This is a genomic window from Shewanella sp. 10N.286.51.B7, assembly GCF_002873615.1.
Classification (GTDB): Bacteria; Pseudomonadota; Gammaproteobacteria; order Enterobacterales; family Shewanellaceae; genus Shewanella; species Shewanella electrodiphila.
In genome coordinates, this window is sequence record NZ_MCUF01000032.1 from 20,005 (window position 1) to 46,795 (window position 26,791).

Consider the following 26,791-nt stretch of genomic DNA (forward strand, 5'->3'; position numbering starts at 1 on the left):
ATTAGCAGTCAGGTTATTTTACCTGATCAAGCGGGCTCCAACGTTGTAGTTCAACCGGAAGCGGTACGCCTTGAGCAGTCAATAAGTTAACGCGAGCTTGGTACGCTGCGCCGTGCATCAAGTGTTTGGCTAAGTCTACCGCATTTCGCTGGGTATAATCATCTAAATAGCTGCCTTTTGCCCATTCATTGAACGCGCCAAGTGCAGGGCCTGCCCAAATTTGGTAATCCATTTCACGACCAACTTCGCCAGAGTTTGACCAACGGCTTGAAAGACCTAAATACCAACGGAAGATAAGTGCCATTTTACGCTTCGGGTTTCCTTCAGCACGCTCGATTTGCTTAGGGTCGCGCTCGTTAAAGTGGGCTACTGTGCCTGCCCAAATCTCATCGAGGGTTGAACGGAAGACTTGTTTTTCAAGTTTTTCACGCTCTTCTGCTGGTATGGCTTCAATGGACTCATAACGGGTGTAAATTTCATAAAGCTTGTTTGCGCGCATTGGGAATAGCGTGCCGCGTTTAACTACTTGTAGTTTAACGCCCATTTCAAACATATCAGCAGCAGGAGCCATGGTGACATCGGCCATTTCTGTTGTTGCAAGCAGTTTACGAGTGTGTTCACTGGCTCCAGCTTCAACACAAGCTTGGTTAATTGAACCTGTAACGATATACGCTGCGCCCATGTTAAAGGTGGCGAGTGCCGCATCAGGGGTGCCGACACCACCGCCGCAACCTACGCGAATAGGTGTTTTGTACTGATACTCAGCTTGCACTTTATCTTTAAGCGCTAAAATTGTTGGTAGTAAGGTGACTAACGGACGGTTATCTGTGTGACCGCCAGAATCTGCTTCAGCGGTTACGTCATCAGCCATAGGAACGAGCTGCGCGAGCTCCATTTGCTCAGGCGTAATTAAGCCTTCATCAACCAGCTTTTGCAGCATTTTAGCTGGGGCTGGTTGCATAAATTTAATCGCAACCTCGGTGCGGCTCACTTTAGCGATAACCTTGTTGGCGATAACGACTTCGCCTTGACTATCACGGCTTAAACCCGCTGCGCGATAATACACAATTTGTGGGGTTAGCCCTAAAAATGCTGATGCTTCAACGGTGCGCACTTTATGTTTTAAAAATAGTTCAACACTGCCACGCTCAAGCGCGGGTTCGCTTGGGCTATGGATTAAGTTAAACATGTATGGGCCATTTGGTAGCGCAGTTTGAATACGGTTAATTGCTTGCTCTACACGAGAAGGAATTAATCCTGCTGCGCCAAACGAGCATAAGATGCCAGCTTGACCTAACGCAATCACTAACTCTTCTGATGAAATGCCATTTGCCATCGCGCCAGCGTAGTATGCGTATTTAACCCCATGCACACGGCGGAAATTACTGTCGCCTAAACTTTGTGTTCCTAATGCAGGGGCAAATGCACTGACGGGTAAATCTTGTTGACTGTTGATACTTTCAGTCATCACTTGGGCATGTTGTGAAACACCCAAGCCCTTTTCAGGGTGATTAATCAGGTAACAAGCTTGAGTCAGTTCTTTTAATTTTTTACCGATAGTGGCAGTGTCAAAGCTGGCATCACTTGGGGCAACTTGCCAAGGCCATGGAGATAGCTTTTCGTTTTGAGTGCTTATAGTCATTATTATTCCTTTATGCCTCTTCGATACAGATTGCGATGTCTTTAACTTCGTATATACGTAAACCGTCTTTGCTTAGGTTTGCGTCACCAACAATAATGCGTTTGCCGTTTTCATCTTTAACTGCACTGATGTGCACATCTAACGACATTTGTTTATTCAGTGGGTTAATTTGGCCACGGTACTTCCATTTGATGTCAGATAAAATCTGACCAAATTTAGGGTTAGTGAAACCTTTACCTAAGTCTTTACTGATGGCGTAAGTTTGCATTAACTCGATAATCGCTTCAACGCCTAATGAACCCGGCATCACAGGATCTTGATGGAAATGGAACTGGAAGAACCAATCACTTGGGTCAATGGTGCGAGATGCAGACAAGTAACCTAAACCATTTTTGCCCCCTTTATCAACGATTTCAGCTTTGTCGATAAAGTTAAGCTGACCACCGGCTAGACGGTAATGTGGCTGATTAGCAGGCGCATGGAATACGCGAGATTGCTTATCCAGTAAATCAACGGTGATATCGGCAGCAACATTGTTTTCAACATGCCAAGGCTGCGTGATGCGGCCATTATCAATACCCAGTTGGTTTTTAAGTGCATCGCCTTTGAAGTAACCAAATACCGCGCTGCCTTTGTAGAAAGGCTCACCATCGACACTTAAATCAAAGGTGAAGCTTTGAATAATGTTACTGCCAGCTATCACGGTAGATAACAGTTTTGAGTCGTTAACAATGGTTTTACCGCGTAAATCCACATCGCGGAGTAACTCGCCACTACCATCAAGGTTACGGAAGAATAACTCTTCACCTGGGAAGCCTAAAGTCGTGCCCATGTAACCAGAGATAAAGCCGTTTGGTTGCAGTGAGATTTCCATTAGGACTGAATATGGCATTACAGAGGCATGGCTGTTTTTAGCAAGGTACCATGCATCTGTTGGCACTTCGTATTCAGCGATACATGATGATGGCTTTTTAAGTTCACCACGTTTACCGTCTATATCGATAATACGAGTGGTTAACTGTAAGTCACCACAAGGTGTACGTGGTGGAATAAAGCCGCGGTAGATACTAAAGTCAGGGCCAAAACAGTTTTCGATGTTGCCTGTGGCAAATTCAAACATGTGATAAGCAGTGAACGGCAGCGTATCAGGGGTGCGGTTTGGATAGTCAGGGATCAGCGGCGCTTCAACATGCTGCAGTGGGATAACCCCTTTGTTGGTTGGTGCGCTTAAGTCAGGCACTTGCGCCATTAACGGTGCATTCGCTGATGCAGGCGTATTATGGCTATTGTTGTTTTGGACTGTGCTTGAAATGATAGCACTTGTCTCAGAAGTGTCGCCGACGAAACGGGTACATTCGACTTCTTCTTTAATCATCACACCAAGGTTTTGGAAATCAACTACCGCTTTACCATTGAGTAAAATATCAATGTTTGCTTTTGCAAATGGGCGAGGGTGAGTACCAATTTCAGTGATTTCCATGCGGTACGTTAATTCGCCATGTTGCGGCAATACTTGACCACGACAACGTACTTTTTGCGACGCATTTTCAAGTGGTTGGAAGCGACCGTTTTCAACTAAGGTGTGCATGCCGATGTGCAACATAAAGAATTGCAGTAATTGGCCACAGCCTTCTGCCATCAACGAGCCAGCCATCACTTGGTCACCTTGGAAATGACAAGGGAAGTACCAATGATCAGGTGCTAAGGTTTTGTGGCCTTCAATAAAGCCTAAGCCCCAAGCGCCGCCATGAACTTGCAGGTTGCCAACTTGCTCAATCATCAAGAACTTTTCTGAAGCGAAACATAACGAGTCTTGTTTACCCGAAGCTTGTTGATGGTTGTGGTGTTCACCACTAAAACAACCACCAATATCGGCATTCAGTAGATGATGGATTTGTCCATAATCAAACTCAGTTTGCGCGCAATGTAGTAGTGGTTCAAAACGAGGTTTGTTCGGGTTGTTTAATGCTGTTTCACGGATTTTGATTTCATCATCAGTGCGAATAACGCCTTTGCCATCATCCAACTCTTGATCGGTAAAGAAGCCGGCACAACCGCCATCCATTTTGAGGATCATCTTATCGCCAACAAAACACTCGTAAGAGAAGAAGAATAATAAGGTGTCGCCATTTTTAGCAAAGTTGTTGATTTTAATATCGTAACGTAAGGTATCGCCGCCACGAGGTAAGTCATCTAAGAAGGTTAACGTACAATCAAGAAGACGATAAACGCGCTCACCTTTGTTTTCAAAATCAATGCCTAAGTAGCTGATCAGCATTAAATCGCATTGGCCTGACTCAACGGCTACTGCCCATGGAATTTGTCCGTCAACTAAATACGGCGCATCTTCAGGGATGTCGTATTCCGTTGTCATGCTACATGGCTTGTATTGATTCATGGTGGCATCGAGCTTAGTAACACGAGATACCAATAAGTAATCTGTTGTAGGAAGACGTACACGGCGAGAGTAGTTATCAATCACAGCGTAATCTGGGCCAAATACTTTGGCAATATCGCCTTCTGCATATTCCACTAAATCAGCATAATTCCAAATACATGGCTTATCTGCTGGCACTGGCGCTGTGTATGGCGGCACGTTAGCATGATCTGGACGCAAAACTGGAGCAGTTGCTACTGGCTGAGCTAACACATTTGCTGCTTGGATAGGTGTAACAGCTTGTGCAATCGATTGGGCAACATAAGGTTGACCGTTCGCATGGGCTAGCTCTTGCTTTAAGAGGGCGTCTGCCACTTTTAAACCTTGCTCACGGCTCTTCAAAAATGCTAACTGAGCTTGATGGGCTGACCATTGGTTTTGCTCAAACGCAGTTAAATGTGCAGGTGGCACTTGGCTGATGACGGTTTGAGGCGAAGCGGCTTGTTTAGGCGCTGACTGGCTTGGTTTAGGGTTAAACTGGGTTGAACGATCAGAAAACGGCATAGAAGTCTCTGTTGTCATTGAATTTGGGGGAGTTTTGTTAGCTGTCGCAGTATTTGCTGGCGCAATAAACTGGTTACGCTCGGCCATCGTTAACGGAGTGCTTTTAGCTACTGGCGTTAATTTGGCCGTTTTAGCGCGAATACTGTCTAACTCAGCTAAAGGTGCATCGACAATATGTTGATAAATATCGCGGCCACCTAAGCTGACTTGTTTCACTAAGCTCAGTTTTTTGGCGGTTTGCTGGCCAATATCTGTGTTTATTCGGGTCTTAAGCGCTGTTGATTGCTGCGCTGATTGACTAACGAGCAATTGCGAACATTGGTTTTCACTCATTGTGGCTACAACAAGGTTTTGACTTGTTGAATCTGTTTTAAGTGATAAAACGCCATGCAATAAGCTGGCAATACCCGATGCTGCAAACGTATGGCCAATGCACTGCTGCGCTTGGCTTGGGCTTGATTGGCTAAACATTTCCGATAACTGCTGCACTGCACTGATATTATTTGGCAATACCTGTGCATCTGGTGCTTGGTTAAGCTCAAGGGCATTAATCTGCTCAGCCGCTAACCCTGCAGGGGTTAACAAGCTATCGCTGATGCTACTGACTTGCTCGCTATGACCAAAGGCTAACGTATTAATTGTACCGTAGCTGTTTTGCAGTAATATTGATGTGTCATGTTCAGTGATTGGTGATTCTACTGCGCCTAAGGCTTGATGAATTAAATCTAACGACTCGACATTAACAGTCTTTGGTGTGGCGGTTTGCAGAACAATTGCACCAGCACCTTCACCAATATTAAGCGTTTGCTGCTGAGCTGTTTTCGCCCCTGCTTTCGCTAGGTTGGCCGTTTTTAGCACCATGTTTTCAATGCTGCCAGATAAATCAACTGCTGCAATAATCACTGCATCTAATGGCTCTTGACGAGATTCCATCGAGAATAAGTTTTGCGCCACATCAATACAGCGATTAACCGACTGCTCGCCCGCTGAAATCGTAAAGGCTGGGCCATTGAAATCCCATAACGATGAGATACGCGACGCCATAATATTACCAATGAAACTGGTATATTGGTTGAGCTTAGCGGCATCTAACACGCTGTCCATGGCAATGGTTTCAAGTGCTTGGTATTCAGAATCAGATAAGCTTACGCCATGGGCCTTAAGGCTTGCTGCTATTTGGGTATGCAAATTGACTCGACCGCGAAATTGATGCAATTCAAGTTCAGTTTCCATTGCCACAAGCACGGCTACCTTACTACCTGGCTCAAGCTTGGCATCATGTATCGCTTCATCTGCCACTTTCATTAATAACAGCTGCTGAGAAATCAAGCGGTCATCTTCATTCGGCGGCACTTTGAAACGTAAAAAATCGAAATCAAACTGGTCGATATAAGCGCCCATTGTCGCTGTTTCTGCAATGCCAAATTGGCTTAATAATTCAGGGTGTTTATCAAGGCCTTTCCAACGTTTTGCTGGTAATGCACTAAAAGCATTTTGCTGAGTTGCAACAGCATTAGCGAATGCATTAATGGTGCTAAGGGAGCCAAAGTGCGATGCCATGCCGGTAATATGCATAGGTAATTGCGCATTGATTGTCGTTGAATGAGTCGTTGAATGTGAAGGGGTGCGAGTGCTGTTATTAGCATTATTTTTGGCAAAGTAAGACTCAACCAATAAATGAGCATTACAGCCACCAAAACCAAAAACCGATACCCCAGCATGGCGGGCTTTATTGCCAGCTTTGTCTGGCCAAGGTAATACATCATTGGGTAATGTGGCTGGGCCAAACATCTCCGATGGAGATGCAATCGGCGCGCTAATATTAATACTTGGCGGTAACATACCTTGGCGCATAGCAAAGATCATTTTCATGATCCCAGGCATTCCTGCAGCCGTCAGCAAATGACCTAAGTTAGACTTAGCAGAGCCAATGAGCGGCGTGTTGCTTCCTTTGAGCTTGTCACTGAAAAAGCGCTCCATTGAAGTCAGTTCAACTTTATCACCTAAAGGTGTGCCTGTTGCATGACACTCAATCACTTCCACTTTGTCTGGTCCAAAACGCTCAGAGCCAGCACTTTCATCGTGCATTGCTGCGTCAGCATAAGCACGCTCAAACGCTTTAACTTGGCCATCGCTATTCGGGCTTAATACAAATTGACCTTTACCGTCATTTGATAATCCAATACCGCTAACCAACGCGTAGATATGGTCGCCATCGCGTTCAGCATCTTCAAGACGTTTTAGCACTAAAACACCTGCGCCCTCACCAGCAAAAAGCCCTTTGGAATTACTATCAAAAGGCGCTGAAATACCATGGTCAGGGTAGGCGTGGAAAATGGAGAAACCCATGTTAATAAAGAATGGGTCAGCGCCAGACACTGCCCCGGCTAACATCATGTCAGCTTTGCCAGTATGCAAGTAGTCACAGGCAAGTTTTAGCGAGTAAACTGAACTTGCACAGGCGGCATCTAGGCTTAATTGCGCAGCGCCTAAACCCAGCGCGTCAGCAACTAACTTTGAGGCGTTATGAGCAATCGCACCGTTAGATAACGAGGCCGGTGTCGCCTGCGTTGCAAAGCCTTCAGAGTCAAAAGCTTGCAGGGTAAAATCAGCTTGCTGCAGTTTATGCTGTAAGGCTTTTTCTACCGCGCTGTGATACAGCGGGACAAACAACTCATTCGATTTTGCTGTTGGGAACGATAAGGTTCCCATTACAATCCCTGTACGGCTTAAGCTAGCTGCATTTTGTGGGTTTGTAATATCAATGCCTGCATCATTTAATGCGTTGCGGGCAGTATCTGTTGCCCATAAAAAGCTGTCATCAAGGCCGTCAAATTGCGCCGCTGGGATTTTGTAACCATTAGCATCAAAACTGAAGTTTTGAATATAACCGCCTTTATCACAATAAAAGCGGTCTGACTGACCTTGTACACCAGTAAAATCAGCAGGGTTAGCATTGAGTTTTTGGCTGCTAATGGTTGTGCGAGAGTCTTTTTTATCTAATAGATTCTGCCAAAACTTTGCCGGTGTATCCGCATCAGGATATTGGGTTGCTAAACCGACAATCGCAATTTTTGGCAAACTCGCGTGTTGTGTATTCGATTGAGAACTCAAGATTGTTCTCCTTCTAATTGTGAGGCTAACTGAGAGTTTGATTGACTCATCGCAGTTTGACTTTTTTGTGCACTCATAAGTTGCGTAGTCAAAAGGTTGGTTAAACCATCAGTTAAATAATTGAGTGATAACGGCACGTTGTGAGCCACAAGTTGAGCAATACATTTCAGTAGCGCTGTTAGGTCATCGCCGCCTTTAGCATTAGTTGCAATGGCTTGGCATGCTGAATTCATTACTGTATTGGGGGCTTCAGTGGTGCGGGCAATTTTATCGATTAAGGTGCAGGTTTGTCTGTCTGCACCAATTTCAACGAATAAACTGGCGCCTTGTTTACGTGTATTGTTTACTAATTCCGTAAAATTCAGCGGGTGGCAGAATGTATCAGCAATAGAGTCTGCAATTGCTTCGCTGGTGACGCTAACAGGTATAGTGCTGGCAGCGCTCATAAATTGTATTTGCGCCGCTTGTGCATCAAGTACAGCCTGGTCATGAAGCGGTTGCTGATAAAATGTTTGCACATTGTCGCGTATTAGCATCGCAGGTTGGGTGTGCATCGCAGTAACACGATTCGCAGCAATCCCACGTTTACCTATTTGCTTAAGTAGCGCTTTACAGCTTTGCTCACAACCAGCAAGTACGCAGGTGTCGCCTTGAACGATGGCGAGATAAGCACGAGGGTAGTCACTTAATGCCGCTTCTATGATGCTTGGCTCAGCGCGAACCACAAAACTATTCCAGACAATATCTTCATCATGATTCAATTGCCATGCTTGACGCACGCAATCTAATCGACCTGAAATGTCGGTGGTGAAAATGCTATTGGTTTGAGTAGCTTCAATCATATTGTGCGGTGTTTTCCACACATCAAGACTGGCCCACATCGACGCTTCACCCATAGAGTAACCCATGGCAAAATTTGGTTTTATAGCAAAGTGCTGGGTTAATATCTTAGTTAAAATATAACTCACACCGACACCAGCAATGGCCAGTTTATCTAGGCTCATATCTGATACTTTGGCATTTTCAGCGTAAATGCTTTCTGCTTGCAGCATGGCTTTGACGTCGCCTTCACGTTCTAATTGTGAAAACAGCGTTGGAAAGTAACTGGGTAATTGAGCAAACATTTGTGGGTAAACAGTACCTACGCCGGGGTAGACAAAACAGACGCCACTATGCGCATCTTTTTGTAGGGATGAAGTATGTAAACAGCTCCCAGACGGCGTTTTGTAATCGAGTTCTGTTGTGTTGTTATTTAATGCTGTTTCAACAGCCAATAGCATGGCTTCGGCTTCAGTAAAAGCTGCAGCTGCCGAGTTCGCCATGATCACGGCCGATAACGCGTTATTGTTAGCAAACTTTTCAAGCTGAGTGAGCATTAAAGTCATGATGTTATCTGACTGCGATTTCATGCTATCAAGTTGGGCGTGTAAGTCTGTTAATTGCAATTTGAACGCTTGCAAATTATCTGCAGATAAAGGGATAAATATCCGCTTTTCATCCAGCATGGATTTTGCCTGGGCAAGCTCAGTTCCTTGAACTAACACAGCTGCATGATGATGAGCGCCTTCAGTGATATTGAAGCAAGCCACGCGGCTTTGATGCATTTCACTGAACCAGTATGTTGAACTGTCTGCAGTGAGGTTAGCTGGCGTTTCAGGCATGCTTCGTGCTGCAATGTTGCCAACTAGCGTTATCAATTCAGCAAACTTATCTTTATAGCTGTTGCAATGAGTCGCATCCACTTGGATTGGGCTGATATGAGCGCGTTTCGCTTGAGATAATGCCTTAGAGGTTGCTGTTTTTGCATTACTATCATCGCCCATACCTGTTAAATAAGCATGGGGGTGGCAGCGATGCTTAGCAGCAACAATAGCTGGCATCATTAATAAACGATAAGGCATAGCAGGGTGGCTGAGTAGCACACTTTGCTGTTGTTCTATATGAACAATTGCTTGGGCTAAATAGTCACTAAAACTGATAGCTTGGTTTGCGGGGGCTGATGTGTCGTCTAACGATGAGACATCAATTTCAAGCACGATAGCTGACAAACCAATACTGTCAGCTAAAGAACATGACTTGATGGCAGCAAAAGCAGAGCTGTTCATTTCAGCTTGCGCGGCGAATGAGAAAGACTCATTCGCCACTAACTTTAACGCGATGCGCATGTTAGCCGCACTTGCTGATGTTGTAGACTGTACTTTTTGTGCAGAAAGAGTTTGATTACTCACACAGACTCCTGCAAATCAGCTAATGCTTTAGCTGGGGCTAAAAAAGCCTCATTTAAGCTTTTGCTGATTGTCGTTTTAGCGTTTGTCATCGTACAACTTAGACGGCCATCTTGATGATATAAAGCAATGTCAGCCGTTAATGAGCGACTGGTACTTTTAACCACATTCAGCACTAAGTAGCCACTGTCACCTGATGCAAACGGTGCATAAGTGGTTAACTCACCAATAGTTGACGGTAAGCTGGCTGCATCATGCTTGATACGCGCCCACACTAACATGGCTTGCAGTAGCAAATCTTCAGCGAAAGCCTGACTACCACCTAAACCTGTTTGCGGCGTAAAGCTTGCACAATCTTTAGCATCAATTTGTGGTAATTCAACCGAACAAACCAACTGCTTATCGTCGGCAATTAACAGCTGCTTTATTCCTTGAAGGCGAGGGCCGTGGAATAAGCTGCCGTTGCTATATAGCTCGCTATCTGTGCTGATGATTTTGCCTGACTCAACTAACTGTTGGGCGTCTTTTGCCACTGTTGGTAGCGTGTCTGAAACAGCGACATTTCCGAGCTTCTCATTAACAACTTTCTCATTAACAAGGAGGCTGGCTTGATACTGAGGTCTAAGCAAACTATCCACATCATCACTTTGCATGCGACTAGCAATCAGTGCTGTTAAGCCTGATTCAGTTTGCGTCAGTTTCAGCGTTAATACTTGTGGCTCTTTAGTCTCGAAAATAATGCCTTTTAGCAGCTTATAATCTTGAACCAATACAGGCAGGCCACACAATTGCTGCGCAGTTTCACGCATCCATTGTATGGCGCACACTGTTGGTAGTACCGGATTACCCGCGATGCAATGATCTTCAATGAAAGGCATTGCAACAGGATTTAGTACTCGTTCAACACTCACCGTGTTACTCACAACACGGTGACTTGCAGCATTATTTAAAGAAAGAATCAGCGAACCCTCGGCATTATGCGAAGAGTCCGCATTAAGCTTTTTTACAGCAGCGCCTTCAGTTGATGCTGAACCTTGCATACTTGAACCGATTAATAGCTGTACGCCAGACTCAGACAATAGACTGTGAGCAAACAAGTTTGCGCCTTTATCGAGTGGAATCACGTATACGCCGCGTTCAACAAACATTTTCTTTAAGGCTGAACTGACCATACCGCCGTCCCAAGGCCCCCAGTTAAAGCTCATCACTTTTGCTTGCGGGTAGTTCGCTGCAAGTTGAAGTGCTGTCTTGTTAAGGATCTCATTCGACATTGAGTAATCACTTTGACCCGTATTGCCATAGAAACCCGCTGCAGATGAGAACATAGCAACCAGTTTTAGTTGGCTAGCATCAATCGCATTGATGATTCCGGCAAAACCCGACACTTTAGTGCCATAAACGCGGCCTAACTCGGCTAAGGTTTTGTCTTGAATGTGTTTATCGGCAAGTACGCCAGCACCATGAATGATGCCAGTAATTGGCTTAAGACCTGCTAATGACTGTTTAATCGCTGCATCTGAACTGACGTCCATGCTGATGTATTCAGCACTTGCGCCAACGGCTTTAAAGGCTGCGAGTGAACGATCAATTTCCAAACTGCTGGTTATCGGCCAAACTAAGGCATCAATTTGCTTAGGCGTTGGTTTGTCACCTTGTGATTGAATAAACTTAATTGCCGCAGCTTTCAGCTCAGATGCTTGCTTGTTTTGTGCCCAAGTCGGCAAGTTTGCTGCCAAATGTTCACTACGACCTGCAAGAATAAAGTGTGACTTTGTTTGCTTAGCAAGGGTTAGGGCGCATTCAAATGTCACGCCTTTTGCGCCGCCAGTAACAAGCACTGTGTCACTACTATTGAGCGATGTTGTTTGGTAGCGAGTTTGCGCCGCTGTTGTTGCTGTGAGTGTGTGACGACCTTGGTCGCTAACACCGACTTCTGCAATGCTTGTTTCAACATCATAAAGCTCTGCAATCACTGCTTGAGCAAGCTCAACAGCTTCAAAACTTGGTGCAATATCTAATGCTCGACAAAACACGTTTGGCCACTCATGGGCGAGGGTTTTGGTGAGACCAGATAAAGCAGCCTGGTTAAGCTCAGCTTTTGCCAGTTCAGTGGTATTTAAATAACCAAAACCACCATCAATACGGCTCACTGTCATAAAGCTTACGCGTTGTGATTGTGCTAATTCGCTAAAACGACTTTGTAGATGTTTTGCCATCAAGAAAGCTTGCTCAACTGCGATAAATCCAGCATCACTTAATGGTAAGTTGCCTGATGTTGCGAGTTGAGGCTGCAGGTGAACAAAACCTGCAATCTTATGTTGCTTACTGATTTGAGCTATTACATCGCTAATTGCATCATCATTAACCGCTGATAAAGTGAAGCTGGCAATATCGCTACTTAGCGGTGATTGCGCAGATGTCACAGATTCAGGGCTACGAATAACGGCGACGGTTAGGCCTGTTGCTACTAATTTTTCAGCTAAAACACCTGCGTTATGACCGTCATCATTGATAACGATACATGCGTCTTTTGAAAAACAGTCAACTAACTTATCCGCCGCTGGTAGCTTTTTTAGTGCGACTTCCTGATGAGGAGGTAAGTCGTTTGCTAAATCTGCTGTGGCTGTTGGTGCAGCTGCCGTTGATGCTGCAGTGTTCACAACACTGCTTGTCGTTAGTTTGCTGTTCATGTAGCTAACGATTTCGCCTAAAGTGCGACATTCTGCTAAATCTTCAGGGTTTAGGTCTGGTAAGCCAGGTAGTTCGTCTTGAACAGTACCTAAGATTTCAACTCGCTTGATTGAGTCGATGCCTAAATCCGCTTCCATATCCATGCTTAGTTCAAGCATTTCCGTTGGGTAGCCGGTCTTTTCAGCAACCACAGTCATCATAGTGCTTTGAACTTGCTCTGCAGATAAACCTGACGGGGCGCTCAGGGCTGTCTCAGCTGATAAACCACTAACTGCTGGAGCTGCTACTTGAGAAGCGCCTGCTGCGGCCTGTGTATTAGCGCCTGCGGCTGCACTTGTAGGAAGAAGCTTGCTGTTCATGTAGCTGACGATTTCACCAAGTGTACGACACTCAGCTAAATCTTCAGGGTTAAGCTCTGGCAAGCCTGGTAGCTCGTCTTGAACAGTACCTAAAATCTCAACACGTTTGATTGAGTCGATGCCTAAATCCGCTTCCATATCCATGCTTAACTCAAGCATTTCAGTTGGGTAACCGGTCTTTTCTGCAACCACAGTCATCATGGTGTTTTGAACTTGCTCTGCAGATAAACCTGACGGGGCGCTCAAGGCTGTTTCAGCAGATAAACCATTGGCAACAGGAGCAGCTGGCGTCACTGGTGCATTAACAGTAGTTGTACTGACTGCTGGAAGCTTACTGTTCATGTAGCTGACGATCTCACCAAGGGTACGACACTCAGCTAAATCTTCAGGGTTAAGTTCTGGCAGTGTTGGTAGTTCATCTTGAACGGTACCTAGAATCTCAACACGTTTGATTGAGTCGATACCTAAATCCGCTTCCATATCCATGCTCAACTCAAGCATTTCAGTTGGGTAACCCGTCTTTTCAGCAACCACAGTCATCATGGTGTTTTGAACTTGTTCAGCGCTTAAACCTACTGGAGCAGAACCAGCAGTTTGTAGCTGAGAGCCTTCAGCGGCACTTGTAGGAAGTTTAGAGCCTTCAGCTGGCAGCTTAGAGTTCATATAAGAAACGATTTCGCCTAAGGTACGACACTCAGCTAAATCTTCAGGGCTCAATTCTGGCAGTGTTGGCAGTTCATCTTGAACGGTACCTAAAATTTCAACACGCTTGATTGAATCAATACCTAAATCCGCTTCCATATCCATGCTCAGTTCAAGCATTTCAGTTGGGTAACCCGTCTTTTCAGCAACCACAGTCATCATGGTGCTTTGAACTTGTTCAGCGCTTAAACCTACTGGAGCAGAACCAGCAGTTGGTAGCTGAGAGGCTTCAGCGGCACTTGTAGGAAGTTTAGAGTCTTCAGCTGGTAGCTTAGAGTTCATATAAGAAACAATTTCGCCAAGGGTACGACACTCAGCTAAATCTTCAGGGCTCAATTCTGGCAGTGTTGGTAGTTCGTCTTGAACTGTACCTAAAATCTCAACACGTTTGATTGAATCAATACCAAGGTCTGCTTCCATATCCATGCTCAGTTCAAGCATTTCAGTTGGGTAACCGGTTTTTTCAGCTACGACTTCAAGCATTGTATTAAGCACGGTTTCTGCGCTAAGACCTGATGCTGGTGCTGCAACAGCAGTTTGAGCTGCTATTTGAGTCCCTTCAGCGGGTAGCTTACTGTTCATATAATCAACGATTTCGCCAAGTGTACGACATTCAGCTAAATCTTCAGGGCTTAACTCTGGTAGCGTTGGTAGTTCGTCTTGAACGGTTCCTAGAATTTCAACACGCTTGATTGAATCGATACCAAGGTCTGCTTCCATATCCATGCTTAATTCAAGCATTTCAGTCGGGTAACCGGTCTTTTCAGCAACGACTTCGAGCATAGTGTTCAGCACTGTTTCTGCGTTTAAACCTGCAGGCGCTGCTGCAACTACCGGCGCAACGACAGGAGCTGTAATTGGGGCAGGTGCTTTTACTGGTTCAATACGTGGCGCTGGAGCAGCCATAGCGGCAGGTTTGGAAACAGGCGCTTGTACTGGAGCGGCTACTTTTACAGCTTCAACGACTGGTGCTGGCGCAGTAATCACTGGAGTTGCAGCGATAGGCGCATTAACTCTAGGAGTATTGATAACAGGAACTGCAACAACAGGCGCTGTCGCTACTGGTGCTTGACCAGTCAGCATGCTTAATGCGTTTTGGCTTGACTGTGCTTGTTGCTCAAGGAACAAAGTATGACTTTGTAGTGTTTGAGCTTGATGCTGGTGGAATAGCTCCATTGAGCGTTGTAGGCTCTCAGGAATAGCATGTCCTGCAGCAGCCATTTTACTTTGCTCGGCCATTAGATGAGTAAAGGTGTCACCATATTGCTGTGGAATGGCTAAGAACTGCTGATGTAAATCAGCTGCTTGCTGTTGTGCATTGAAGAACGCTTCTAAGCTGCCTGAAGCTGGAGCACTTTGTGCTGGAGCTTGAGGTGCTATTTTTTGAGGCGCTTGAGCAGCAGCGTTAGACACTGCAGTTGAACCTGATGCGGCAACTTCAACGTATTCTGTTTTAATGACTTCTTTTTCCACGATTTTCTCTACTACTTTTTCAACCGGTACTTCAACCACTTTTTCGACAATAGTTTCAACAATTTGTGAAGTGACTTTGCCAGTGGTTAATGATTTTTCCATTTTAGCGCGGGTTGGTGCACTGATATGGTTTGAAGCTGTTAGCTTGACGTTCATGCCTTTCGGCACTGCAGGGGCGGCGATTTCTGCTTGATAAGGATCAACCTCCGTTAGCGGTGCGCCAAGAACGTTAAGTTGCATAGCCGCAATACGTAACTGCAGATCGCTGTTACCTTTCGGATTGGGGTTGATGCTAATCACTGATACGCTTTCTGCTTTGTTACCTAGCGTGGCTTCAACCAGTTTCTGCAAGATATTTTTAGGCCCGAATTCAACAAATACACGCGCTCCAGCGTCATACATGCTGTTTAACTGATCAGTAAAGCGAACCGACTGTAGCATGTGCTGTTTAAATGCCGCTTTAATCGACTTAGCATCCGTTGGATGTTTTTCACCGCTGGCATTTGAGAATAATTCAACCTTGCTGGCAGTAAACTTGGCTTTATCGATGGCTTTAGCGAATGGCTTTTGTGCATGTCCTACAAGTGGCGTATGGAATGCGCCAGAGACAGGCAGCGCAATGGCTTTAAAGCCTAATGTGCTAATGGCTTTAGCTGCTTGTGCACAAGACTCTGTAGGGCCTGCGATAACAAGCTGAGTCGCAGAGTTGTAATTAGCGACTTTTACACCGTCAAATTCAGCAATACAGGTTTCTAACTTAGCGATGTTATCGCTGTTTGCAGCATCTGCATCATTAGCTGGCAAGATAATGGCGTACATGGTGCCTTTATCTAATTCATTACCGTCTTTATCTATAGCCGATGAAGCCATAGCTGCGCCGCGAGCATATGAAAGCTGATAGTAATCATCATTTGAAATTACCCCAGCGGCACATAATGCTGAAAGCTCACCAAAGCTATGACCTGCAAACATATCCGCGCTAAAGCCTGCCTGACTCAGTAACTGATACTGACTCATGCTGACTACGCCAATAGCACTTTGCGCATTGTCGGTGCTGGTGAGTAATGCCGCTTGTGCATCTTTATCTGCTTTTTCAAAAGCAGGAATAGGGAACATCACTTGTGATAGTGGTGTTTTGTCAAAGCTTGCAAACACTTTATCGGCTTTGATCAGTTGCTGACGCATTTCAGGGAAATGACAAGCGACTTCAATACCCATGTTGACGTATTGCGAGCCTTGGCCGGCAAATAACGCTGCGACTTTTGGTTCGCTAGTCGCTTTTTTACCCTTAGTTGTCACAGTGATGAGTGCTGATGAGCGGTAACTGGTACCCGATGGCAATTGCCATGCTTCTGAATCGTTATTAAGTTGCTTTAACGCTAAACCAAGCTGAGTGGTTAGCTCGGTAAGGCTTGATACCACAAGACCTAAGCGGGCAGCGGAATCTTCAATTTTAGTCACTGCATATTGCTTGGCAATGCGCGTGAGCTCTGCTTGCTCAATACTGCTATTGTCAGTACCTTTAAGTGCGCTGATTTCAGCGGTTAACTTATTCACTTCTGCAATTAAGGCTGCTTTGTTATCAGCACTAATTAATAAGCTTTGAGCCACTTGGCGTTGACGGTATTTGTCATCACGGCTGTGTTCTGGACTATATTCTTCCAAGACTAAGTGGAAGTTAGTGCCACCAAAACCAAATGAGCTAATACCAGCACGACGTGGTGTGCCGTCAGGGCGAGGCATCCAAGGACGGGTTTCGGTATTAACGAAAAACGGTGAATCTTCAACGTTTAGTTTAGGGTTTGGCTTTGAGACGTTAATGGTTGGCGGCAGCACTTTGTGGTGCAGTGCAAGCGCAGCTTTAATCACACCAGCAGTACCAGCGGTAGATTTAGTGTGTCCCACTTGTGATTTAACCGAACCTAACGCAATGTGCTGTTTGGTCGGGTCATTTTCACCAAATACTGATTTAAGACCATTGAATTCGGCTACATCACCTGCTGCAGTGCCTGTACCGTGTGCTTCAATTAAGCCAACGGTTTCAGGGGCAAAACCTGCATCATCATAAGCACGTTTTAGTGCTTTTGCTTGGCCTTCAGGGCGTGGAGCATAAATACTTTTGAACTTACCGTCTGATGAAGCGCCAACACCTTTAATGACTGAGTAAATACGGTCACCATCACGTTCTGCATCTTCAAGGCGCTTAAGGGCTACCATGCCGATACCTTCACCAATCATCATGCCTTTTGAATCGATATCAAATGGTTGAATCGTTTCATTGGTCGTGAACGCTGGGGTTTTTGAAAAGCTCATGTACATTGAAGGTGAGTTATCGGTACACACACCACCAGTGATCATCATTTCACTGCGGCCTTCAACCAGCTCAGTTAATGCCATACGCATTGCTGCAAGCGAACCTGCACATGCAGCGTCAACCACACAGTTCATGCCGCCTAAATCGAAGCGGTTAGCAATACGACCTGCAATAACATTACCTAGTGAGCCTGGGAATGAGTTTTCTTCCCAGTGAATGTACTGGTCTTGGAATTTTTTGATCAGCATATCGCTGTCAGCATCACTTAGGCCGCTGCTTTTAAATACCTTTTTAAGCACTGGGTATTGCAGGCGCGCCGTTAAGCTTGCATTGATCTTTTGACCGCCACCCACACCCAGCGTAATACCGATTTTGTCAGTATCGTACTCAGAGGTCACGCCCGCATCTGCAAGCACTTCTTTGGCAATGACTAGCGAAAGCAGCTGTGAAGTATCAGTCAGTTCTAAAATATTTGGTGGCAGGCCAAACTCCATTGGATTAAAGTCCACTTCTGGAATAAAGCCACCACGTTTACAGTAGCTTTTATCTGGCGTTGATTTATCAGCATCAAAGTAATCTTCAGGACGCCAGTGCGACTCAGGCACTTCGGTAATCGCATCAATTTTTTCACTGATTAAATCCCAAAATTTATTCAGGTAACGCGAATTTGCAAAAATGCTTGCCATGCCAACAATGGCAATTGGCATGTCTTTAAGGCGTTTATTTAATCTCGAATCTTGAGATTGACTGTTTTCTTGAGAGGGCGTCTCAGGATTAGTAGGTGTTTGGCTCATTTTGAGTCTCCAGTACTCAGCTTATCCTTAGCTGATTTATTATTTTGAGGCGCGTTTTCTGCTGCAGTTGCACCAGGAAAACGAGCTAAAAATGTATGGTAATTTTTGACGAGTAACTTACGTAGATGAAACGGTCCGTGCTTTAACACATAAGCGATATATCGATTGGTCGCTTGTGTGTGGTTGTCTTGATAGATGTCGAGATAAACCCAGTCGGTTGCAAAATCGACACCGAGTAAAATTGAATAACTGTCTGCTTGTGTCAGTTGCGGTGGAATGGTTAATGAAACCACTTGTACCACGTTATCGGGCGTAGCCTCTGGTAGAGCAAGGGTGTTAGCCAGAGTTTCAGGGTTTAAGGTATAAGTCGCTACATCTGTACCCTGAACAATAGGTAACTGATTAAAATATCGTTCAGGTACAAAAGGGCTTTCAAATTCATCGAGTTTGGATACACCGTAACGTTTAAGACAACGGGCTAAACCAGAGCGAGATACGTTTTCATTGATGAACTGTTGGGTGACTTTTAGCAGCCTATCTAAGGGCATTTTCAATTGATAGCGCAACCCGACAACCACATACTCTTCCATTGGTGAAAGGGTGGTTTTTAAATGATGTGGGGTATTAGGTGTATCACTTATTGAGTCTCGCTTGCGCCACTTTCTAACTGTTGCTTCAGTAATATTAAGAATTTTAGCTAACTGGCTGACAGTAAACTCGGAAGTCTGAATGAATTGACGCATTTCAGGTGTCGTTGTTGCATTGCGATGGCGCACTGGTGTGTTTGCCGCATCACAATCGGAAGATACTTTTTTGCCAGGTTTTTTCATGGCAGATTTAGCTTGTCGGTTTGCTGTCATTTAAGGACGGCCATAGCAGAATGAATACTCCGTACAATCTATTGGGACTCTTAAAATCATAATGAAGATTAACGTTTGTTCATCTTCATTATTAGTGTTTTAGCATAAACGAGCATGCAGAGTACCTGAGGTTTCAGGTCGATACAATCACCCGAAACTAATTAATCACTGATACGACCAGAACTAGCTAACACTTGTAAGCTGAATGGGTGATTTTGTTATGAAAAATGGGGTCGGTGTAAAGACTGATCTAGGTCAATTTATTCACTTTCTTTCAGTCGTATACTGGTTTGAGTGCAAATAATAGGCAGCTGTAAACATACAAAGACAAAATATGGATAGTTTAATAATGTGAACAAAGGAGGCCATCATGGCTGAGTTTACCACTGAGCAAATCCGCAATCTGGCAGTGCTCGGACACACTGGCGCAGGGAAATCCTCATTACTTGAGGCATTACTCTTTAGCGCTGATGCAATCACTTTAAAAGGCAGGGTCGATAAGGGTACAAATCATGCTGATTTCACTGCCCAAGAAAAATCCCACCGCCACAGTTTAGAACCTTCCTTTTTAAATCTTGATTATCAATCGCATCACATCAATTTTATCGATACTCCTGGATTACCTGACTTTTTTGGTCGTGCACTATTACCCTTACCCGGCGTTGAGTCGGTGTTATTGGTCGTCAATGCAGGTGTCGGCATTGAATCTGTCACTAAACGCGCTTTTGAAGCAGCGCGCCGTCAAGGTAAAGCGGTGATCATTGCGATTAATCATATGGATGGCAATGAAACAAACGTGTCAGAAGTGATGATGGATATTCAGCATCAATTTGGTCATCGTTGTTTGCCGGTTAATTTACCTCATACCAATGCTGATGGCGTTGTGGATTCAGTTGTTGATTGTTATTTACATTGTGATGAAACCACATCGACGCTATTCAGTAGCCCTACCCAAGCCAGAGATGAGCTAGTCGATACCGTATTAGAAGAAGATGAAGCCTTAATGGAGCTTTATCTCGAGCAGGGGGAATCACTAAGCCCTGAGCAATTACATGCACCATTAGAAACAGCATTAAGAATGGGGCACCTAGTGCCAGTTTGTTTTACCAGTGCAGAGCAAGATATTGGTATTGGCTCGTTATTAGAAATGCTGATTAAATTAATGCCTAGCCCGCTTGAAGCTAACTCACCACAATTTATTAAAGGGTTTGGTGATGATGCTAAGCCAGTTAATGTCACACAAAAAGCCTCAGACCATGTTTTAGCTCATGTATTTAGGGTGGCGATAGATCCGTTTTTTGGACGTATGGGGGTTTTCCGCTTGTATCAAGGTACGATTTCTGTGGGAATGAAATTGTTTATTGGTAGCGGTCGTAAGCCGTTTAAAGTGTCTCATTTAATGAAGTTGCAAGGTGACAAACAAATCAATGTGAACCAAGCGTTACCAGGAGATATCTGCGCCATCGCTAAATTGGAAGAGTTGACAGTAGGCGCAGTGCTGCATGACAGTCATGATGAAGATGAATTCCATTTACCGGAGCTCAAATTCCCGCAGCCTATTTTTGGCTTAGCGGTATCTGCAAAACGCCGCGGTGATGAGCAAAAAATATCGGAAGTGTTACATAAGTTAGTGGCAGAAGATCCTAGTTTGCAAATCAGTCGCAATGAAGCTGAAGGCCAAACTGTATTGCAAGGACAAGGGGATTTACATCTGCAAATTGCATTGGAGAAAGCGCAGAATCTATTTAATGTTGATATGGAAACCGACATTCCTGCCATTGCGTATCGGGAAACCATTATGGGCGAGGCTGAATTTCGTTATCGCCATAAAAAGCAATCTGGTGGTTCAGGCCAGTTTGGTGAGGTTGAGTTAAAAGTTGAGCCTCTTGCTCGTGGGCAAGGTTTTGAGTTTGTCTCTAAAGTGGTGGGTGGCTCGGTGCCTAGTCAGTATATTCCAGCAGTTGAAAAGGGCGTTCGTGAAGCCATGCTCGTCGGAGAGTTAGGAGGATACCCGCTGCAAGATATCAAAGTGACCGTGCTTGATGGCAAGCATCACAGCGTTGACTCAAAAGAAATAGCCTTTGTTATGGCAGGTAAAAGAGCTTTTATGGAGGCAGTGAAATTAGCGCAACCTGTAATGTTAGAGCCGATAGTTGATATGAATATTCAAGTAGCGCAAACCCATGTCGGTGAGATCACCGGTGACATTAGTTCTGCCCGCGGTATTGTGTGTGGCACACAGGCTAACAGTAAAGGTTTAGTGGAAGTTAATGTAGAAGCGCCGCTAGCCAATGTGAGTAACTATTCTACTCGGCTAAAATCGATGACGGGAGGAGATGGTCAGTTCTCGATGCAATTCAGTCGTTACGATGTATTGCCACAAAAAGAGCTCAAGGCTGTGGTTAGTTAGCTTATAAGTCAATTAACGCGTTAGTTGATAAAAGCACTCTTTGATATAAGCATATCTTGGATATAAGCTCTCTTTGATAAAAGTACTTTTTGATATAAGCGTAAATCTATTCAAGCATTAGCAGGTTAATTGCTTGAGTAACTCTTGCAATACCTATTGACCGAAAAATAAAAGGGTTAAGCTTGGCTTAGCTCTTTTTTATTGCAACAAACAGATAGGCTGCTAGTTGAAACAAGCCCCTAAAAAAAGCGACAATACGCTATTGTTACTCTGTGTGAGCTTAATTTGCAGTCTTCTACCACCATTCAACTGTTTTATTGTTCTCTTAATACTGATTTACTCGATGATTGTAGTGCATCTATCGTGCGTTCATGGCTGCCTGAAAATGAACTGACTAAAGTCGATCGCTTTATTCAACAATCAGCCAGAGAACAAGGTTTGATGGTACGTGGATATTTACGTGCAGTGTTGTCCCAATTTGCAGATATTACGCCGCAGCAGTGGCAATTTGAATATGGTGAGAAGGGGAAACCAAGGTTATCAGCTGCGCAATATAAGCAAACGGGCATTCAGTTTAATGTCAGCCATAGCGGTGAGTGGCTGTTGATTGGCGTGATCCAAAATACGATTGATTCTAATGCTGCTGACTCTAATACTATTGTCTTTAAGAGTGCAGACTCAGTGATTGCAGAAGAGTTTGGTGTTGATTTTGGCGTTGATATAGAACGTCGCCGAAACAGTACTAACATTCATGCCATTTTACATCACTACTTCTCATCCCCAGAAGAGTCTGCGTTATTGGCGTTACCAGAAAATCAACAGCGAGAACGCTTCTTTGATTTATGGTCTTTAAAAGAATCTTACATAAAAGCCAAAGGCCTAGGCTTGGCATTGTCACTTAAATCGTTTGCATTTGACCTCAAGAACCTACAATTTTGTCCTTTGCCAGTTTCACATGAACCATTGTCAGTAACTCATAAAGTGCCAGATGCGCATATGGCGTCAAGTACTTATAAGTTACTAAACAAGGAGTTGTTATTGTCTGATAGCATTCCACTGAGTTTGCTGTGTGAAACCGACACAAAGCAATATGTCACCGCATCCAATTGGCAATGTTATTTAGGCAGGATTGATCAAACATATCGATTTGCGATCAGTGTCGATTGCGGGGCTGAAAATAAGGTTGTTGTGAAGGCTAAACAAGTTAACTTTTTCGACATCTTTTGAGCTTAGGTTAGCAAAAAAGTATCGAACAATAAAAACGCATTTTGCTAGATTGCAAGGCGGCAATTCACTTGCCGCGCTTAATCCGTTTTTATTTGTCACTACACAGCTTACTGTCTAGCTAAACGGTGAGTTTCTGGTGGCTGCTCAAAGTCACTTCTGAATGGATTAATATCTAAACCACCACGACGTGTATAGCGGGCATAAACCGTTAGTTTTGTGCATTCACAATAGCGCTTTAAATCGGTAAAAATACGCTCGACACATTGCTCATGAAACTCGTTATGCTGGCGGAAAGAAATTAAATAGCGCAGCAGTTTTTCACGGTCAATTTTAGGGCCTTGATAACGGATCATTACGCTGCCCCAATCAGGCTGTGAGGTGATAAGGCAATTCGACTTTAGCAGGTTTGAAGTCAGCGTTTCTGCTACGTGTTTATCATCAGTGCTGTTTTCAAGATACTCAGGTTTAAACTGATAGTCATCTACTTCAATATCAAGCTCGTCAATACAGTGACCCGGCAATTCAACAATACGCTGGGTATTAAAATGCTTTGGCTCAATGACTTTGACGCTGACGTTACCATTAGCACAGAGGCTTAAGTCGGTAACTAATGTTTGCTGCACTTGTTCAACACTGTCAAATCGTGTCTGATTGTAGCTGTTGAGATATAGCTTAAAAGATTTGGATTCGATTAAATTATCACTTTCAATCGCTAAGTAAACTTCAATAATAGCGACCATGGGTTTACCCTTGGCATTTAGCCAAGACAGCTCGTAACCTGTCCAAATATCAGCACCTTGAAAAGGAAGCGTATCAGTTAATTCAATGGCATCTCGATTCAGTTTACGAGGAACCCCTTGCAGCAGTGAAGCATCATATTCTGCTTGATATTGCGTCGTTTGGCCTAAAGTGAGTCCTTTAAGTGCCTCTGCATCACTATAGGGGTCGTGATTGTGTGTCATCTAGTCTGTTTCCGTGTCAAAATAGACTTATATTATAACCCAAAATTGGAGCATCTTAAGTGTCTTGTTCAACTTCATTGGATCATTTTTCTAGCCGTTATATTCAAGCTTATCAGGATGTATTAGGCGAGTTTCCCCGTTATTTCCCACTTGGGCAAGGATCCGCCTGCATTGTAGGTAAGTATGATCTTGAATCAGATGAAGCCGTTTCCTGGAAGGCTGTTAAACGTAAAAATAGCTCTGATTTCAGTAATGTAGAACACGCTTTAGAGCTCAAATTACATCAAGATATTAATGCATTTTATGGTGAGTATTTTTCTGCACCTTTGTATTTTGATTCAACATGGGGTGAGGGTGAATTACTCCAAGTTTGGAATCAGCAAGACTTTGAATCTTTGCAACAAAATGTGATCGGTCATCTCATGATGAAGAAAAAGCTTAAGCAAGCGCCAACTTGGTTTGTGGGTGTATTAGGTGATAGTGACCAAATGATCACCGTAAATAATGAAGACGGCAGTGTGTGGATTGAAATTCCTGGTGATAAACCTAAAGACCAACTGGCTGACAGTTTAGCCGAATTCATCGATGCATTATCGCCGCGCGTTATGCCACCAGTTGCACCTATTGTTGAAGACAATTATGTCGCTCACCCTGGAATTTGGCAGCGAATGAAGATGATGTGTAATGATTTACTGAAACGTAAATGATCAATCAGCGCGTTTAGCGTGATGTGAAAATAAAAGCCTGGCTTACTCATTATAAGTCAGGCTTTTTTGAACCGCAGGCTTATAGCCTAAGAGGTTATTAATTAAGAAGTTATTAGCTAAAGGCTTATTAGCTAAGGGCTTATGAGTACAAGCTTACTGATGATCCCAAGAAATATTAGACACGATTCGACAAGGCTCACATCGAAAATGGAACATATCGAGTAATGGCTCATTTAAACGCCATTCCTTCGAGCCACATTTAGGACAAGCTCGTTCTTTCTCTTTGGCTAGGCTTTCACCACCTACACGATATAAGTAATAGTAGGTTGGAATTTTAGTGATAAATTCGACTCTGCCGCGTATATCCCAACCGCGTCTAAATAGGTCGCTTTTATGGCTGGTGATTTCTTCTAGAGCGGCAAACTCAGCTTGAGTCGCTGCAGCCATTTGTAATTCATCACAGGCTTGCCACTCTGTTTGCCAGCGGATCACTCTTTTGTGGTCGCCATTAAATGTGGCAGGGATTTGATATAACGGAATAGGTAACAAGTTATCGCCGCTACGTAGTGGCGAACACATATGAACATAACTGGTATAAAGCACCTGCCAACTTGGTGCTTCTTCATTACTTTGTTCTGAATTAATGTCTTGGCCAATGTACTTCTCACGTGGCGCAAGTAACTTTGCTTCAGTCAATTGCAGTAAAGCTTGTTTAGTCCAAGGGCTGTTATGACGGCTCGATAAACTGGTTTTTTCCGGCATTAACAACCTGACTTTAAACTCACCTTCGTTAAATGCAACAGCGAATTCTCTTCCTAAAATTTGACCGTTTGCTCTTAATGATTCGAGGTAATGGTTAATGGCTTTCTCGGCTGCGGTTATCGTGGTATCCGCAAAACATTCAAATCTGAGCTCTGTGACAAACATGGGGTTTCCGTTCAATTCTTGGGCTGTAAAATGACAAGGTTCCAGTGCACTAAATCAATGTGAGTGCACTAAATCAATGTGAGTGCACTAAATCAACGTGAGTGTACTAAATTAATGTGAGTGTACTAAGTCAATGTGAGCACACAAGTTAAGGCACTCATTTTGTGTCAGCAGACTCATATATTTAAATGAAAATACTGTTGTACTTCAATCGTTATTGTTTATTTTCAAGCTGTAAAACACGCTTTTCTAGTGATTCTATTTTAGCTTCAAATTCAATTTTCATTTGCTGCATTTGAGCCATTAATTGTTGCTCAATCATACTAGGTGCATCATTTGTTGCTTGTTTAGTTGTTTCAAGCGCATCGCCTAAGTCTGGCAAGGTTTGCCATTGTTCTTTCGGAATGGCTTTGAATTGCTGTAAGCCTTGAATAAGAATTGGCATAGGTACTCGGCCACCTAATTTCCCCTTAATCAATGCCATTGTTGGTGTATGACCATTCATTGCGATAGTTTTTGCCGCTGCGAGGACCTGTTCGATTGGACTCATAATTGGTGAAAACCCTCAATATTGATTAGTGAAAATGCTCAACCGCCAATTAGATATTTATAAAACTTAATAAAATCAATTGTATAAATTTTGGCACGGTTTTAGCTTAATGATAATTGACAACATTATAACGTATCTCAAAAGCAGTTTGAGTAGTAATTACGTGAGAATCATTTTAATAAAAGGGAAGTATCATGAAAACAAAATTGGGTTTAGCATTTTTAATGGCTGTGAGTAGCCTTTCTTTGAGTGGTTGTGTGTTGAATGTTGGTGATCATGAAGGTAATCGTAGTGATTCTTACTGGGAAAAACAGCAACAAACTAATAGAACTAACTTATCAAAATTAACCATTGGTATGGCGCGCGATCAAGTCACTATTTTAATGGGCACAGCAGATTTTAGTGAAGCTTACGTGACTCAAGCTGATGCTGAAAGTCCGAAGAAAGAAGTGAATGTGCTTTTCTATCGTACGCAGTGGAGTAAAGGCGATGGCAAAACCACTAAAGATGAATGTACCCCAGTAGTCATAAGTGACAATAAATTAGTGGGTTGGGGTGAAACCGCGTATCAAAAGATTTAATACCAGCCATTAGTTGGGTAAGTTTTTATCAATATTTTATGGCTATGCAATTTTAGATAGAATCTTAGCTATTGCCTTAAAAGAACGTCCAGTTGGTCCACGAGTTCAGACCACTGGGCGTCTTCTTTTAAACTCTCTTCTAAAAATGCTTTCTGAGCATGATTCCAAAAGCTTGCATCGGTTAACTTGGTATTGGCATCAATACTATGTTGTGACAGAAAAAGCTTGATACCGGCCTCTGTAGCATCTAAACCGAGTTGTTCAAATAAGTGTGCAAGCGTAGCTGAAGTCGTGTCCATAATAGTCCCGTTA

Annotated in this window: 13 protein-coding genes; 4 read left to right on the forward strand and 9 right to left on the reverse strand. The window is 43.8% G+C overall.

Translation table 11 applies throughout. The annotated features are described in order from the left end of the window. Positions 1-13: 13 nt before the first annotated feature. Genes pfaD through BCU84_RS09530 form a run of 5 tightly spaced genes read right to left on the reverse strand, consistent with a single transcriptional unit; the run spans position 14 to position 19,085 of the window. Positions 14-1,642, reverse strand: coding sequence for an eicosapentaenoate synthase subunit PfaD (gene pfaD / locus BCU84_RS09510; protein WP_102527858.1), 1,629 nt, complete (start codon positions 1,640-1,642; stop codon positions 14-16). Between the two features lie 10 nt (positions 1,643-1,652). Next, positions 1,653-7,697 (reverse strand): beta-ketoacyl synthase N-terminal-like domain-containing protein, encoded by a 6,045-nt coding sequence (locus BCU84_RS09515; protein ID WP_277868761.1) that lies wholly within the window; start codon positions 7,695-7,697, stop codon positions 1,653-1,655. Further along, positions 7,694-9,925 (reverse strand): PfaB family protein, encoded by a 2,232-nt coding sequence (locus tag BCU84_RS09520; RefSeq protein ID WP_102527860.1) that lies wholly within the window; start codon positions 9,923-9,925, stop codon positions 7,694-7,696. Before BCU84_RS09520 ends, BCU84_RS09515 begins: the two co-directional genes overlap by 4 nt. After that, positions 9,922-18,255 carry a type I polyketide synthase gene (locus BCU84_RS09525; protein ID WP_102527861.1) on the reverse strand — a complete coding sequence of 2,778 codons (8,334 nt, stop codon included), beginning with the start codon at positions 18,253-18,255 and terminating at the stop codon, positions 9,922-9,924. Before BCU84_RS09525 ends, BCU84_RS09520 begins: the two co-directional genes overlap by 4 nt. Beyond that, positions 18,252-19,085, reverse strand: a complete 834-nt coding sequence (locus tag BCU84_RS09530) for a helix-turn-helix domain-containing protein (protein WP_102527927.1) — start codon at positions 19,083-19,085, stop codon at positions 18,252-18,254. The genes BCU84_RS09525 and BCU84_RS09530 overlap by 4 nt, the downstream gene beginning before the upstream one ends. Positions 19,086-19,485: 400 nt before the next feature. Between BCU84_RS09530 and fusA the strand changes: the two genes are divergently transcribed. Both fusA and BCU84_RS09540 read left to right on the forward strand, forming a co-directional pair. After that, positions 19,486-21,525: an elongation factor G gene (fusA, locus tag BCU84_RS09535; RefSeq protein ID WP_102527862.1), complete on the forward strand. Its 2,040-nt coding sequence runs from the start codon at positions 19,486-19,488 to the stop codon at positions 21,523-21,525. A 285-nt stretch (positions 21,526-21,810) separates the two neighbouring features. Further along, a complete protein-coding gene (locus BCU84_RS09540; protein WP_102527863.1) occupies positions 21,811-22,752 on the forward strand; it encodes a 4'-phosphopantetheinyl transferase superfamily protein in 942 nt (313 codons plus the stop codon). Positions 22,753-22,859: 107 nt separating this feature from the next. Here BCU84_RS09540 and queF read toward each other — a convergent pair whose 3' ends face one another. Next, positions 22,860-23,714, reverse strand: a complete 855-nt coding sequence (gene queF / locus BCU84_RS09545) for an NADPH-dependent 7-cyano-7-deazaguanine reductase QueF (RefSeq protein ID WP_102527864.1) — start codon at positions 23,712-23,714, stop codon at positions 22,860-22,862. A gap of 59 nt (positions 23,715-23,773) precedes the next feature. On the opposite strand from queF, the gene syd reads away from it, so the two are divergent. After that, entirely contained in the window at positions 23,774-24,421 is a 648-nt protein-coding gene (gene syd / locus BCU84_RS09550; RefSeq protein WP_102527865.1) for a SecY-interacting protein, read from the forward strand. A gap of 153 nt (positions 24,422-24,574) precedes the next feature. Here syd and BCU84_RS09555 read toward each other — a convergent pair whose 3' ends face one another. Both BCU84_RS09555 and BCU84_RS09560 read right to left on the reverse strand, forming a co-directional pair. Continuing rightward, positions 24,575-25,348 (reverse strand): Zn-ribbon-containing protein, encoded by a 774-nt coding sequence (locus BCU84_RS09555; RefSeq protein WP_102527866.1) that lies wholly within the window; start codon positions 25,346-25,348, stop codon positions 24,575-24,577. Positions 25,349-25,562: 214 nt separating this feature from the next. Beyond that, entirely contained in the window at positions 25,563-25,898 is a 336-nt protein-coding gene (locus BCU84_RS09560) for a hypothetical protein (RefSeq protein ID WP_102527867.1), read from the reverse strand. Positions 25,899-26,092: 194 nt separating this feature from the next. Between BCU84_RS09560 and BCU84_RS09565 the strand changes: the two genes are divergently transcribed. Beyond that, complete coding sequence (locus BCU84_RS09565) at positions 26,093-26,479, forward strand: DUF3192 domain-containing protein (RefSeq protein WP_102527868.1); 387 nt, start codon at positions 26,093-26,095, stop codon at positions 26,477-26,479. 68 nt (positions 26,480-26,547) lie between these two features. On the opposite strand, the gene BCU84_RS09570 is transcribed toward BCU84_RS09565, so the two are convergent. Then, entirely contained in the window at positions 26,548-26,778 is a 231-nt protein-coding gene (locus BCU84_RS09570) for a DUF2789 domain-containing protein (protein WP_102527928.1), read from the reverse strand. Positions 26,779-26,791 lie beyond the last annotated feature (13 nt).

Excerpts from the sequence above, each read along its gene's own strand:
- pfaD (WP_102527858.1), bottom strand. The coding sequence starts at position 1,642 with ATGACTATAAGCACTCAAAACGAAAAGCTATCTCCATGGCCTTGGCAA.
- BCU84_RS09525 (WP_102527861.1), bottom strand. The coding sequence starts at position 18,255 with ATGAGCCAAACACCTACTAATCCTGAGACGCCCTCTCAAGAAAACAGT.
- BCU84_RS09530 (WP_102527927.1), bottom strand. The coding sequence starts at position 19,085 with ATGAAAAAACCTGGCAAAAAAGTATCTTCCGATTGTGATGCGGCAAAC.
- fusA (WP_102527862.1), top strand. The coding sequence starts at position 19,486 with ATGGCTGAGTTTACCACTGAGCAAATCCGCAATCTGGCAGTGCTCGGA.
- queF (WP_102527864.1), bottom strand. The coding sequence starts at position 23,714 with ATGACACACAATCACGACCCCTATAGTGATGCAGAGGCACTTAAAGGA.
- BCU84_RS09555 (WP_102527866.1), bottom strand. The coding sequence starts at position 25,348 with ATGTTTGTCACAGAGCTCAGATTTGAATGTTTTGCGGATACCACGATA.
- BCU84_RS09560 (WP_102527867.1), bottom strand. The coding sequence starts at position 25,898 with ATGAGTCCAATCGAACAGGTCCTCGCAGCGGCAAAAACTATCGCAATG.
- BCU84_RS09565 (WP_102527868.1), top strand. The coding sequence starts at position 26,093 with ATGAAAACAAAATTGGGTTTAGCATTTTTAATGGCTGTGAGTAGCCTT.
- BCU84_RS09570 (WP_102527928.1), bottom strand. The coding sequence starts at position 26,778 with ATGGACACGACTTCAGCTACGCTTGCACACTTATTTGAACAACTCGGT.